A 14,088-nucleotide genomic window follows, 5' to 3' on the forward strand; every position below is an offset into this window, starting at 1 on the left:
AAGTCATTTGAAGTCGAATAGGCTCTAACCCTCACCCGGACCTTGCAGTCCGACCTCTCCCAGCTTTGGGAGAGGTTGAGGCTGAGCTTGCCGCAAGTTTTCCTAAAACTTGACCGCGCGCAGGCCCCAAACACCTCTCCCGGGACCGGGAGAGGTCGGCGCAAAGCGCCGGGTGAGGGTCGAGCCTTCTCAAACAAAAGCCCGCGAAGTGATATCGCGGGCTTTTGTTTTTCAGATCACGATGAAGGGCTTGAACCGATCCCGGAAGGGGCCGCGCTGCTTGTCGGAGACCCGCACTTCGACGCGGATTTCCTTTTCGCCGTCCTCCCGCTCCAGGACTTCGGCCATCTGATAGAGCGCCGCGATCAGGCCACCGTCTGTCACCGGCAGAGCCAGCGAGAACAGATCGTCGTTCTGGCCCATGAAAGCTTCGATCCGGGCATAAAGCGCATCGATGCCGCTGCCGGTCAAAGCCGACAGGGCAACCGGCCCCTCGCCGTCCTGAGAGGTCAGCAGCTTTTCGGCATAGGCCGGGTCCAGACGGTCAATCTTGTTCCAAACTTCCACGATCGGCGCACCGGTCTGAGCACTGACGCCAAGATCCGTCAGCGTCTTTTTCACGTCCTCAGCCTGCGCATCCGTATCCGGATGGGAAATATCGCGGACATGAAGGATGAGATCGGCTTCCAGGACCTCTTCAAGTGTCGCACGGAATGCAGCCACGAGATGGGTCGGCAGCTCGGAAATGAAGCCCACAGTGTCGGAGAGGATCACCTCACGCCCATGTGGCAGCCGGATCTTGCGCAGGGTCGGGTCGAGCGTTGCGAACAGGAGATCCTTGGCGAAGACGTCCGATTCCGTCATCCGGTTGAACAGCGTCGATTTGCCAGCGTTCGTGTAGCCGACCAGCGCGACGACCGGCTGCGGGATCTTCTTGCGCTTCTTGCGGTGAAGGTCACGGGTGCGGCGAACCTGCTCAAGCGCCTTTTCAAGCGCCGTGATCCGGTCCTGAATCTGACGGCGGTCCGACTCGATCTGGGTTTCACCGGGGCCGCCCATGAAACCAACACCGCCGCGCTGACGCTCAAGGTGGGTCCAGGAGCGGACAAGCCGGCTCTTCTGCCAGGTCAGATGCGCAAGATCGACCTGAAGCCGGCCTTCACGCGTGCGGGCGCGGTCACCGAAGATCTCCAGGATCAGACCTGTCCGGTCGATCACCTTGGTCTTCAGGCGGCGCTCAAGGTTACGCTGCTGAACCGGTGTCAGCGGATGATCGACCACGACAAGGTCGACTTCCTCAGCCTGAACCAAGCCAGCCAGTTCCTCGACCTTGCCTTCCCCGAACAGGATGGCAGGCTTGGGCTGGTTGATCCGGACAACTGCGGAATGAACGATGTTGAGATTGATTGCGGCGCCGAGCCCTAGGGCTTCTTCAAGGCGCGCTTCAGGGCTGCGGTTGGAGCGGACATCCTCGCCCGCTGCCTCGCGCCGCAACTGCACCACAGGTTCGAGAACCATCGCTCGGAAAGGCTGGGGGCGGCGGTCAATTCCGGATTCCGCTTCGCTCCCCACCCCGTTATTGCCATCTTCAGGGGACTTGGAAGTCAATCAGTCGCCTGCCTTCTCGCCCTCGTCCACCTGATCAAACAACTGAACAGGCCCGTTCGGCATGATGGTCGAAATTGCATGCTTGTAGACGAGCTGGGAGTGCCCGTCGCGGCGCAGCAGAACACAGAAATTGTCGAACCAGGTCACAACCCCCTGCAGCTTGACGCCGTTGATCAAGAAGATCGTCAGCGGGGTCTTCTGCTTCCGCACATGATTTAAGAACGTGTCCTGAAGGTTTTGCGTACGTTCAGCCATAAGTGTTTTTATCCTGCCTTTTTATCCCGAATGCGGCCGGGCATCCGGTATCTTTTCCTGTATTCTGTCCCTCTGGGGCCTTAAACACAAACTCTTCCGCCCCTAGAAAGCTGCCATCAACAGGCAACCCCGGCACGCCAAAGCTCTTTTGCCTGCCCAGTCCTGCCCTGGGCATTGGCACGTGCTCCCGCATCCAGCCTGATGGTTGATCAAACCATCATGAAATCTGTAGCAGTATGGAACATTTCGCGCAATTGTGTCGCGACCGATCCTGGATGCCCATTCCCAATAATTGCTTCGTCAATTTTCACGACCGGCATCGCGATGGTGGATGCGGCCGTCACGAAGGCTTCCTTCGCATTCTTGGCTTCCTCGACGGAGAAGGGCCGCTCTTCGAATTTCAGCCCTTCCCGCGCAATGATGTCGAGGATCACGGATCGGGTGATGCCGCGCAGGATGCCGCTTTCAGCGGGCCTGGTGACCAGAACGCCTTCCTTGGTGACAATCCAGGCATTGGTCGAGCCGCCTTCGGTGACGTTATTGTCCTTGTCGAAATACCAGGCTTCCTTTGCGCCATTTTCCTTGGCGTGCTGCTTGGCCAGAACGTTGGGCAGAAGCGCAACGGTCTTGATGTCCACGCGCGGCCAGCGGTTTTCCGGATAGGTGACAACCGAAATGCCCTTGGCAGCGGTTGCGTCGGCCACCTTCGGATTGGCCGACCGGGCCGTGATCACGATGGAGGGTGCCACATCTTCCGAAGGAAAATAATGATCGCGCCTGGAAACGCCGCGGGTCACCTGCATATAGACGATGCCATTGCGGACCTTGTTGCGGCGGACGACTTCGCGCATCACGAATTCCAGCGCCCTGCGAGCCATTGGCCATTCGATGCGCAATTCGCCCAGGGAGCGTCCGAGACGGTCCAGATGCCGGGGCGCATCAACGATCTTGCCGCTCCAGACTTCACAGACTTCATAGACGCCATCTGCGAACTGATATCCACGGTCTTCAACGTGAACGGCTGCTTGCGCGTGCGGCACGTACTGTCCGTTGACATAGGCGATTCTGCTCATGATCACTCCCTGGGAGTCAGGCACGAAAGGAAACAACAGCGGCGTGGAATCCTGGGAGGATGCCGCTCTCAATTCGTCGGATTGTTGAACTCAGTTTGCGGCGAACGCAACCCCGGTTGCAAGTGCGGTTTGCAAAAGTCCCTGCACCATCAGAAGAATTCGAGGCTGACGCGGAACATCTGCTCGACCTGACGCACACGGGCGGCAACGGCAAAGATCACGATCCGGTCGCGGGCATAGATCTGCATGTCGCCGTTGGGCGTCAGGACCTTGCCATCACGATAGACCGCACCAATGCGGATACCGGACGGAAGATCGATGTCCCGCAGAGGCCGGCCGACCAGCGGTGACGTATCCAGAGCTTCTGCCTCGACCACTTCCGCAGCACCGTTCTGAAGCGAGTGAACGCCGCGGATACGGCCACGCCGCACATGCTGCAGAATCTTGGAAATCGTGACGGCACGCGGATTGATGAAGGCATCGATGCCGAGCGCCTGGGCAAAGGCCGGATAGCTCGGATTGTTCAGCAGAGAGAGGTTTCGGCGGCAGCCAAGCTTCTTGGCCATGACGGAGGACAGAATATTGACCTCGTCGTCATTGGTGAGCGTCACCATCGTGTCGGCTGTGCCCACATCCGCTTCGTCGAGGATCATCTGGTCGAGCGCGCTGCCATGAAGGATCACCGAGCGCTTCAGCTCGTCCGCAATCGACACGGCCCGCTCACGGGAAGCTTCGATCAGCTTGATACGGGTGCTGGAATGACGCTGCTCAAGCGCACGGGCCACATAAAGGCCGATGTTGCCACCGCCTGCGATCACGACACGGCTGGCTTCCGGCTCCTCATGGCCGAAAATGCCGAGAGCACGGCGGACCTGATCCCGGCGCGCCACCACATAGGCCAGATCGCCAACCAGAAGAGCGTCGGAGCTCTTGGGCACGAACAGCTTGCCATTTCGCACGACACCGACGACGACGGCGCCAAGATCGGGAAAGAGTTCTGTGAGCTGGCGCAGCGGCGTGTCCACCACCGGGCAATCTTCCTCACACATGATGCCGACGGTGACGACCTGATCATCCGCGAAGCGCACGGTTTCCACCGCGCCCGGAAGGGCAAGGCGCCGCAGGACCATTTCGCCCACTTCGATTTCCGGCGAGATGATCACGTCGATCGGCATGTTCTCGCGCGAGAACAGGCTCTGCCAGCGGCCCTGGAGATAGCTCTGGGCACGGATACGGGCGACCTTGGTGGGCACATTGAAGAGCGAGTGGGCCACCTGACAGGCGACCATGTTCACTTCGTCATAAAGCGTGACGGCGATGATCATGTCCGCTTCTTCAGCCCCGGCCTGGGCCAGAACATCCGGATGGGCGCCATGGCCGACGAAACCACGCACGTCCAGCTGGTCACCAATGGCGCTGATCAACTTCGGCGAGGAATCGATGACCGAGACATCGTTCTGTTCCGCCGCAAGGCGTTCTGCGATGCCGTATCCAACCTGACCGGCTCCACAAATGACGACTTTCATAACCACATTCCTTCAAGCGCCCATGCTACCGGGATCCGGCAGACTTCCCTGCCCGGCCTCACGGCACGATCCATCCTACGACAGACCAAGTGTCTTGAGCTTCCGGTGCAAGGCGGAGCGTTCCATGCCGACAAATTCGGCGGTGCGCGAGATATTACCGTCGAAGCGTTTGATTTGCGCCTGCAAATAGTCGCGTTCGAAAATTTCCCGTGCCTCACGCAGCGGCACCGACATCAGATGTTCGCCGCCAGTGGTCGGAAGGCTGGGCAGCATGGCCCCGACTTCCGCAGGCAGCAGATCTGCGGTGATCACGCTGTCCGGCTCGCCGCGGGCAAGAATCAGCAGGCGTTCCACATTGTTGCGTAGCTGGCGCACGTTGCCCGGCCAGTCATGGGTCTGAAGCACGGCCATGGCGTCATCGCCGATGGCCCGCAGCGGAATGCCGGAGGCGGCAGAAATCTGCTCCATGAAATGCTTCACCAGCACCGGCACATCCTCGCGCCGCTCGGCAAGACCTGGAACCCGCAGAGGTACAACGCCAAGACGGTGATAGAGATCCTGACGGAACAGACCCACGGAAATCAGGTCTTCCAGGTTCTTCGCCGTGGACGACAGGATGCGGATATCCACCTGCACCTTGCCAGCACCGCCGACGCGGCTGAAGCTCTGGTCCACCAGAACCCGCAGGATCTTTCCCTGGGTCTCCGCCGGCATGTCGGCCACTTCATCGAGATACAGCGTGCCACCATGGGCCTCTTCGAGCGCCCCGACCTTGCGCGGATTGCCCTGCTCGTCCTCGATGCCGAACAGCTCTTCTTCCATCCGGTCCGGCGTGATCGTCGCGGCGTTCAGCACCACAAACGGGCTCTTGGCGCGCGGCGACGCATCATGGATCATGCGGGCAGCCAGTTCCTTGCCCGATCCGGACGGACCGGTGATCAGGATACGGCTGTTGGTGCCCGCGATCTTCTGCACCGTCTGGCGCAGCTGGTTGGCCGCACTCGATTCGCCGATGAAAACCCCCGGATCGCCACTCTTCTGCTTCAGTTCGCGGATCTCGCGCCGGAGGCTGGAAGCTTCAAGGGCCCGCTCGACGATCAGGATCAGACGGTCGGCCTTGAAGGGCTTCTCGATATAGTCATAGGCGCCGCGCTTGATGGCGGAAACAGCGGTTTCGATGTTGCCGTGGCCGGAAATGATCACCACCGGCAGATCCGGATCCATCTGCTTGATTGCGTCCAGAACGCCAAGACCATCCAGCCGGCTGCCCTGAAGCCAGATGTCCAGAACCACCAGGGACGGCCGACGTTCCTTGATGGCGGCAATCGCCGCGTCGCTGTTGCTGGCCGTACGGGTGCCGAAACCTTCATCGTCCAGAATCCCGGCAATCATTTCCCGGATATCGGTTTCGTCATCAACTACGAGAATGTCATGCGCCATGGGTCATCACTGTCTTTTCGTTATTGTCGTCAGCCGCTTCCGTCGCCACAGCCGATATTGTCAGGCGGACCAGGGTGCCCGTCTCGCCGTCGGCCCGTCCGGGCGCGTCCAGCAAGCTGATGCCACCGCCATGGTCCTCCAGGATCTTGCGGACGATGGCAAGGCCAAGTCCCGTTCCCTTCTCCCGGGTGGTCATATAGGGCTCAAGAAGCCGTTGTCTGTTTTCCTCGGGCAATCCGACGCCATTGTCCGTGACGTCGATCACAATCAGGTCTCCGGCCTTTGAAAGCTCCACCTTGATCTTGCCTTTGGGCAGATCTTCGCCCGTCCGCCCTTCGATCGCCTCGGCCGCGTTCTTGATCACGTTGGTGAGGGCCTGGCCGATCAGGCGGTTGTCGAACACGGCTTCCACCGGCTCTTCCGGGATAATCGTGCTGATTTCCATGTCCGGATTGCCGACGATCTGAAGGAAGGCTGCCTCGCGCACGGAATTGCGCATGTCGGCAAGGCTCTTGGACGGCTTGCGCATGCGGGCGAAGGAGGAGAATTCGTCCACCATCTGGCCGATGTCACCCACCTGCCGGATGATCGTGTCGATGCACTGATCAAAAACCGTGCGGTCCTCCTCGATCTTCTTGCCATAGCGGCGGCGGATGCGTTCGGCGGACAGCTGGATCGGCGTCAGCGGGTTCTTGATCTCATGGGCGATCCGGCGGGCGACATCCGCCCAAGCCGAATTTCGCTGTGCCGAGACCAGATCGGTGATGTCATCCAGCGTCACCACATAGCCATGTTCACGGCGGGTCGACTGTTCGCTGGTAATTCTCACATTCACCGTTCTCTGGAAGCCATTGCGGAGAATTTCGATCTGGGTTTCCTGGAACCGTTCCGTGTCGCGCTCCATGGCAGAACTCAGGAATTCCCCAAGTTCCGGAATCACTTGCGGCAGCTTCTTGCCAAGGATGGAGAGCTCCTCAACGCTCAGGAGGCCTTGCGCAGCCCGGTTCACAAGCATGATCGAGGCCTCATCATCAATGCCGATCACGCCGGTGGAAACGCCGGACAGCACCGCCTCATTGAAACGGCGGCGGCGGTCGATCTGCTCATTGGCAGCCAAAAGCGCGTCCCGCTGCCCCATCAGCTGACCAGTCATCTTGTTGAAGGTCGTGCCGAGATTGGCCAGGTCCCCTTCGGCCTCGCTGGAGGCGACCTTCACCTTGAGATTGCCCTTGGCAACTTCATCGGCTGCAGAAATCAGGGTCCGGATCGGCGACACAAGCCGGTTGGCAAAGCCGAAGCCAATCCAGATGGCCGAGAGAAGCAGCACCAGAGCCACGCCGAGATAAACGAGCGCAAAGGCGATCTGAACACCAAAGCGGCTGTTCTCAAGCTCCTGATACTCCGTCACCCCTGCTTCCGTCAGGCGCTGGTATTCCAGCACCTTTGGATCCATGGCCTTGACCGCGTAGAGATAGAAATCCGAATAGGCCGAGAGTTTCATCACCCCGCCGACGAGGTTCGAGCGGCCGGGCGCGATCAGCACCGGCTCGCCGCTGTCGGCGGTCTTGTAAGTGCTTTGCGGCGGCAGCAGCACCTTGGCATTCGAATCCAGGATGACGCGGGTCACCACGGTGCCGTCGGAATTCATGATGAAGGCAGCCAGCAGACCGCGCACGGAGGCCTGGGCGGAAAAGAAGGAATCGAACCGGGTCGGCTCGTAGTCATAGAGCTGGCGGGCCCGGTCGACGTCGTTAGACATGGCGATGAGATCGCCGCGCAGCACGCGCGCATGTTCCTGCAGATAGGCCTGAGCAACCGTCAGTGCATTGCCGATGATCTGGCGCGTCCGGTCCTCGAACCACCGGTCCAGCCCCTTGTCGAGGGTAAACGTGGCGAGAACGGCCATCAGCAGCGCCGGAACGGCGGCCACGAGACTGAACAGAGTGACCACCCGCACGTGAAGCCGTGCGGCTGCGCGTCCCCTGCGGCGGGCATTCAGCAGCTTGGCGATTTCCCAGCCGATGGCACAGATGAGGCAGGAGGCAAGCGCACCATTGATGCCAAGAGCAATCCAGACGACACCTTCGGTCGGCGCAATCGGCGTCAGGCCCGTCAGGACGAAGAAGGTAACGCCGATCGAGATGAGCGCCACCACCATGATGGCCAGACCGATCCGCCGTCCGAGCTTGCCGCTCGACACCTGCGCCTGCTGAGCCGCCTGCTGCGCTGTCTGTGTCCCCGCCAGAATCATCTGTCCCCGTAAACCTGCTGCCAGCTGCCGGAAAAGCTGAACATCCTCAAAACAATAGAGCCGCCTTGCTCAGACTGGCGAAGACGCGAAGCCCCACTGTCATTTCCGACGCTGCGGCACAGTTATCACACATTGTTGCCAAATTGCGACATTCACGCCCAAATCGTAGAATGTCTACAGGGAAGCGCCAGAGCCTGGCACCCCTCAAAAATCACAGCCAGAGCGGCCGCAAGGAAAAAACTCAAAGAATTGAGGCTCCGGGGAGAGCCCCCGGAGCCGGTCACATCAACGCGAGGACCGCATGACCTGGATATCCAAGTCCCGGATCTTCTTGCGCAGGGTGTTTCTGTTCACACCGAGCAATTCGGCCGCCTTGATCTGGTTGCCGCGTGTCGCAGCCAGGGCCGCACTGATCAAGGGATACTCGACCTCCCGGAGGATGCGGTGATAAAGGCCCGGAGGCGGCAGCGCATCGCCGTAATTGTCGAAATAGCCGTTGAGATAGCGCTCGACCGATGCCCCCAGATTGATGTTCTGCGGGTTTTCCTCTTCCAGCGGCGACACGGCCGGCTGGCTGAGTTCGGTCTCAAGAAGGCCCTCGCCGATCACATCCTGCGGATAGAGCGCAGCCATACGGCGGACGAGGTTTTCCAATTCGCGCACGTTGCCCGGCCAGCGGTAGCGGCGCAGGAGATTCATAGCCCCCTGGTCGACCTGCTTGGGCGGCAGGCCTTCCTTCTCCGCCAGGGCAAAGAAGTGACGCACCAGATCCGGAATGTCCTCCACGCGCTCGCGCAGAGGCGGGAGGCGGATCGGAACCACGTTCAGGCGGAAATAGAGATCCTCACGGAACAGGCCCTGATTGATCAGGTGACGCAGATCCTTATTGGTCGCCGCCACGATCCGCACATCCGTCTTGATGGGCGTGCGCCCGCCAACGGTCGTATATTCCCCCTGCTGCAGAACGCGCAGAAGACGCGTCTGGGCTTCCATCGGCATGTCGCCGATTTCATCCAGGAACAGCGTGCCGCCATCGGCCTGCTCGAAGCGGCCGGAAGACCGGTTCTGCGCACCGGTAAAGGCACCCTTCTCGTGGCCGAAAAGTTCAGCTTCGATCAGATCGCGCGGGATCGCGGCCATGTTGATGGCCACAAACGGTCCGTTGCGGCGCTTGCCATAGTCGTGAAGTGCCCGTGCGACCAGTTCCTTGCCCGTACCGCTCTCGCCGTTGATCATCACGGTCAGATCCGTCTGCATCAGACGGGCCAGAACACGGTAAATCTCCTGCATGGCCGGCGAGCGGCCAACCAGTGGCATGCCCTCGCCCATGTCGTCGATCTCTGCCGGACGGCGGAGCTTCGGCTCTTCCAGCGCGCGGCTGACGATACTCGTCAGCTCCTTCAGGTCGAAGGGCTTGGGCAGGTATTCGTAAGCGCCCTTTTCCGAAGCCCTGATCGCGGTCATGAAAGTGTTCTGCGCACTCATGACGACAACCGGCAGGTCCGGGCGCAGCTTCTTGATCCGCGGCAGAACGTCAAAGATATTTTCGTCCGGCATCACCACGTCGGTGATCACCAGATCTCCGTCGCCCGATGAAATCCAGCGCCACAGGGTGGTGGCATTGGAGGTCAGGCGCACGGTGTAACCGGCTCGCGACAGGGCCTGGTTCAGAACTGTACGGATGGCCGCATCGTCATCGGCTACAAGGATTGTGCCTGTCGGCATGGTCATTCGGTCCCGTCGCTGGAGGAAGCCTCAGGTTCAACATAGGCCGGCATCAAGATCCGGAAGGTGGTCTTGCGGGGAATGCTGTCGCACTCGATCACGCCGCCATGGTCGCCGATAATCTTGGCAACCAGGGCAAGGCCCAGACCCGACCCATTGGTCTTTGTGGTGATGAACGGCTCAAAGAGATGCGGCAGCAGGTCATCGGGCACGCCCGGGCCATTGTCCTGCACCGTGAATTCCAGCGGCAGACTGACGCGCTCGTCGGTGCCGGGCACAGACAGGCGGATACCGGGGCGGAACGCGGTGGTGATGCGGATTTCCCCATCCGGATCATCGCCAATGGCTTCGCTGGCGTTCTTGATCAGATTGAGGAAAACCTGAATGAGCTGGTCCTTATTGGCATAGACCGGCGGCAAGGACGGATCATAGGCTTCCGTGATCTTCTTGCCCCGGGCAAAACCGCTGTCGGCGAGCCGCTTCACATGATCCAGGACCACATGGATATTGACCGGCTCCCGTTCGATCGGACGCTCGTCGGAGAACACTTCCATCCGGTCGACCAGCTTCACGATCCGGTCGGTCTCGTCCGTGATCAGACGGGTCAGCGCACGGTCCTCGTCCGGAACCGACTGTTCCAGAAGCTGGGCAGCGCCACGAATGCCGGAGAGCGGGTTCTTGATCTCATGGGCCAACATGGCCGCAAGCCCGGTGACGGTGCGGGCAGCCCCGCGCGAGGTCAACTGACGGTCGATCTTTTCCGCCATGGAGCGTTCCTGGAACATCAGGACGACAGCGCCGGGACGGTCGGAGACCGGCGAGGCATTGATGTCGACGATCTTGGGCGCGCCGATGCGCGGCGATCCGATATCGACCTTGTATTCATTCACGGCAGCTCCGCGCTCGCGCACCTGTTCGATCAAGGTGAGAAGCGGGCTGCCGAAAGGGATGAAATAGTCGATGGGGTGGCGGCGCAGCACCGAGACACTGGACCGCATGAAAATTTCAGCGGCCATGTTCGCGGATTCGATCACGCCATCTGGAGCGACGAGCAGAACCGGATGCGGGAGGGCATCCAGAATGGTCGGTCCATCACTGGCGAGGGCGGCGGCGCGCCCGGCTTTCATAGCCTGAGGCGTCATGCGGCACTCCGTTGCAGGGAGGTTGAGAACCAGGAAGAGGCAAGGCGGATCACCTCATCCGGATCGTTGGAAGTCATGAGAAGGCGGCGGAGGTCGGACGGCATGTCGCGGCCAAGATCCGAACCGTCCAGATACCAGCCCATATGCTTGCGCGCGATACGCACGCCAAAACGGACACCGTAATGGGACAGGATGCTGTCGTAATGCTCAAGCGCCAGATCCGCCAGCTCGCGGCCACAGGGGGCCGCGCGCTTTTCACCCGTATTGAGATAATGGCCGATCCAGCCCGGCAGCCAGGGCTTGCCATAGGCGCCGCGCCCGATCATGACCCCATCGGCACCAGACTTGCGGCGCATCGTGTCGGCGTCTTCATAGGTGCAGCAGTCCCCATTGGCGACAACCGGAATGGAAACCGCCTGCTTGATCGCGGCGATGGCGTCCCAGTTGGCGGTGCCCTTGTAGAACTGGCAACGGGTGCGGCCATGAACGGTGACCAGCTGCACACCGGCCGCCTCCGCCCTTGAGGCCAGCTCCGGTGCATTCAGGGAACGCTCGTCCCAGCCCAGGCGCATCTTGACGGTCACGGGAACATCGACAGCCCCGACGGTTGCCTCGATCAGGGTCAGGGCATGATCCAGATCACGCATCAAGGCAGACCCGGAATAGCCGGTCGTCACCTTCTTGGCAGGACAGCCCATGTTGATGTCGATGACATCCGCGCCAGCTCCTGCGACGACCTTGGCAGCCTCCCCCATCCAGCGGGCTTCACGTCCGGCCAGCTGCACCACATGCAGACCACCGTCCTGCGCTTCGGCACGCATCTGGGTTTCCGCGTCTCCGCGGATAAAGAGCTCGCTTGCCACCATTTCACTCACGACCATTCCCGCGCCAAACTTTTGGGCGATTCGACGGAATGGCAGATCCGTGACCCCGGACATCGGGGCAAGGACAGCGGGATTATCAAGGCTGAGGTGTCCGATCCGCAGGGAGGGAACACGCGACGCAGGGTTAACTTTGCTCATATCCTGTGCACACTTGAGAGTGCCTATATCGTAGCCATATTTCGCACTGCGGCAAGTGCGAAAATGCCTCATTTATCGCTTTGTGATTGATACTTCACCGGATCCTGCAACATGCCCGGTACCACGCAGATGAATTCCCGGCTAGAACAGCACCGAAAGACACGGTGCGGAGACCGGAAATGACCAAGCAAGCGGCAGCGCTTATCGTTGCAGCAGGACGCGGCTCGCGCCTTTCTGGCGGCGACGGCGACCGGCCGAAGCAATACCGGCTTCTGGGCGGAATGCCTATCCTGTCACATACGCTAGGGGCGTTTTTGTCTCATCCGGGGATCAGCAAAACGCTTGTTGTCATTCATGAGGACGACCTGGACCTCTATGAGACTGCCATCTCTGCTCTTCCCGCGAGCTTGCGCACCGGCCTCCTGCCTCCGGTCACCGGCGGCAGAACGAGACAGATCTCGGTCCGCAAGGGATTGATGGCACTTGCTGAATCCAATTCCGGAACAGCGCCTGATCAGGTTCTCATCCATGATGCGGCCCGCCCCTTCATTCCGGCTGATGTCATCACAAGGGTTCTCGGCCAGCTTGACGAGGGCAAGGCCGCCGTCCTTGCCGCGGTCCCCGTGTTCGACACGCTCAAGCGCCTTTGCCCCGAAGACAGCCGGCTCGAAACCGTGGACCGGAGCCATCTCTGGGCTGCCCAGACCCCTCAGGGCTTTGCCTTTCCGGCAATTCACGCCGCCCATCTGAGGGCAGAGGCGGCGGGGCGCGACGATTTCACGGATGACACGGCGGTCGGTGAATGGGATGGTCTGACGACCAGCCTCGCCGAAGGTCATCCGGACAATTTCAAGATTACGACACAGGCGGACCTTGTCCGTGCCGAACAGAGGATCACCATGACTTCCAGTGCCCTGCCCCCGCTTTCCGGTCTCGGTGACATCCGCCACGGCACGGGCTATGACGTGCACGCCTTTGAGCCGGGCGATGCGGTCATTCTGGGCGGCGTTGCCATTCCCCATGACCGGAAGCTCAAGGGCCATTCCGATGCGGATGTGGCGCTTCACGCCCTGACCGATGCCATTCTCGGCGCGATTGCAGATGGGGACATCGGCGCGCATTTCCCGCCGTCCGACCCCAAGTGGAAGGGCGCTGCCTCGGATCAGTTCCTTCAGGATGCCATCCGACGGGTTCAAGAGCTTGGCGGCAGAATTGCCCATCTCGACGTCACGATCATCTGCGAAGCGCCGAAGATCGGCCCGCACCGCGATGTGATCCGCGCGAAGATTGCCGGGATCTGCGCCCTGCCCGTCACCCGTGTCTCGGTCAAGGCGACGACGTCTGAACGCCTTGGCTTTACCGGCCGCCGGGAGGGCATTGCCGCCATGGCCAGTGCAACCGTGCGCCTTCCCTTTACCGACGACTGAACCGCGAGACACTGCCATGACGGACTGGTCCTCCCTGACGCAAGATGCAGCAACCCTGCTCGAGGCTGCGCGAAAGCATGGTTTGATGATTGCAACTGCAGAATCCTGCACGGGAGGACTGATCATCGGCACGCTCACCGAAGTGGCTGGATCCTCCGATGTGGTGGACCGTGGCTTCGTCACCTATTCGAATGCTGCCAAGATGGACATGCTGGGCGTGCGTGAGGAGACATTGGCGCGGGTCGGTGCCGTCAGCAGGGAAACCGCCATCGAGATGGCGGAAGGTGCTCTGTCACGCTCGAATGCCGACCTTGCGGTGGCCGTCACGGGCATCGCCGGACCGGGCGGCGGATCGGAAGAAAAGCCCGTCGGAACAGTCTATCTCGCCCTTGCCCGCAAGGGACGGGAGACCCAGGCCGTCCATGCCCTGTTCAATCAAAAGGGCCGTGACGGCATCCGGTTGTTCACAATTGCGGCCGCATTCGAACTTCTGTCAAATTCTATCCATTCCTGAACGCTTTCCTTACGGTTCCGCCCCTACACTGCTGCAATCATACATTGCCGCCCCACGTGCATCTTCACATTAACTCAGGTTGAGGTGACGGACTATTATGAAGCG

11 protein-coding genes are annotated in these 14,088 nt (G+C 60.7%); 2 read left to right on the plus strand and 9 right to left on the minus strand.

Going from position 1 to position 14,088, the window contains the following annotated elements; all coding sequences use genetic code 11:
• Nucleotides 1–231 precede the first annotated feature (231 nt).
• The 9 genes from hflX to dusB form a co-directional block, all read right to left on the minus strand.
• Complete coding sequence (hflX, locus tag BUA94_RS14725) at nt 232–1,518, minus strand: GTPase HflX (protein WP_073014082.1); 1,287 nt, start codon at nt 1,516–1,518, stop codon at nt 232–234.
• 90 nt (nt 1,519–1,608) lie between these two features.
• Nucleotides 1,609–1,863, minus strand: a complete 255-nt coding sequence (hfq, locus tag BUA94_RS14730) for an RNA chaperone Hfq (protein ID WP_073014083.1) — start codon at nt 1,861–1,863, stop codon at nt 1,609–1,611.
• Nucleotides 1,864–2,072: 209 nt separating this feature from the next.
• Nucleotides 2,073–2,936 (minus strand): D-amino-acid transaminase, encoded by an 864-nt coding sequence (locus tag BUA94_RS14740; RefSeq protein ID WP_073014394.1) that lies wholly within the window; start codon nt 2,934–2,936, stop codon nt 2,073–2,075.
• 149 nt (nt 2,937–3,085) lie between these two features.
• Complete coding sequence (trkA, locus tag BUA94_RS14745; protein WP_073014085.1) at nt 3,086–4,462, minus strand: Trk system potassium transporter TrkA; 1,377 nt, start codon at nt 4,460–4,462, stop codon at nt 3,086–3,088.
• 75 nt (nt 4,463–4,537) lie between these two features.
• The gene (ntrX, locus tag BUA94_RS14750) at nt 4,538–5,902 is read right to left on the minus strand and encodes a nitrogen assimilation response regulator NtrX (protein ID WP_073014086.1); all 1,365 of its coding nucleotides are present in this window, start codon (nt 5,900–5,902) and stop codon (nt 4,538–4,540) included.
• Nucleotides 5,892–8,153, minus strand: coding sequence for a sensor histidine kinase NtrY-like (locus BUA94_RS14755; protein WP_073014087.1), 2,262 nt, complete (start codon nt 8,151–8,153; stop codon nt 5,892–5,894). The genes ntrX and BUA94_RS14755 overlap by 11 nt, the downstream gene beginning before the upstream one ends.
• A gap of 285 nt (nt 8,154–8,438) precedes the next feature.
• On the minus strand, nt 8,439–9,878 hold the full coding sequence (ntrC, locus tag BUA94_RS14760; protein WP_073014395.1) for a nitrogen regulation protein NR(I): 1,440 nt from the start codon (nt 9,876–9,878) through the stop codon (nt 8,439–8,441).
• Nucleotides 9,879–9,880: 2 nt separating this feature from the next.
• Complete coding sequence (locus BUA94_RS14765; protein ID WP_073014088.1) at nt 9,881–11,020, minus strand: two-component system sensor histidine kinase NtrB; 1,140 nt, start codon at nt 11,018–11,020, stop codon at nt 9,881–9,883.
• Nucleotides 11,017–12,042, minus strand: coding sequence for a tRNA dihydrouridine synthase DusB (gene dusB, locus BUA94_RS14770; protein WP_073014089.1), 1,026 nt, complete (start codon nt 12,040–12,042; stop codon nt 11,017–11,019). Before dusB ends, BUA94_RS14765 begins: the two co-directional genes overlap by 4 nt.
• Before the next feature lie 179 nt (nt 12,043–12,221).
• Between dusB and BUA94_RS14775 the strand changes: the two genes are divergently transcribed.
• A complete protein-coding gene (locus BUA94_RS14775; RefSeq protein WP_073014090.1) occupies nt 12,222–13,469 on the plus strand; it encodes a bifunctional 2-C-methyl-D-erythritol 4-phosphate cytidylyltransferase/2-C-methyl-D-erythritol 2,4-cyclodiphosphate synthase in 1,248 nt (415 codons plus the stop codon).
• A 16-nt stretch (nt 13,470–13,485) separates the two neighbouring features.
• Entirely contained in the window at nt 13,486–13,983 is a 498-nt protein-coding gene (locus BUA94_RS14780; RefSeq protein ID WP_073014091.1) for a CinA family protein, read from the plus strand.
• Nucleotides 13,984–14,088 lie beyond the last annotated feature (105 nt).

The sequence above is a fragment of the Roseibium suaedae genome (genome assembly GCF_900142725.1).
In the GTDB taxonomy this organism is placed as follows: domain Bacteria; phylum Pseudomonadota; class Alphaproteobacteria; order Rhizobiales; family Stappiaceae; genus Roseibium; species Roseibium suaedae.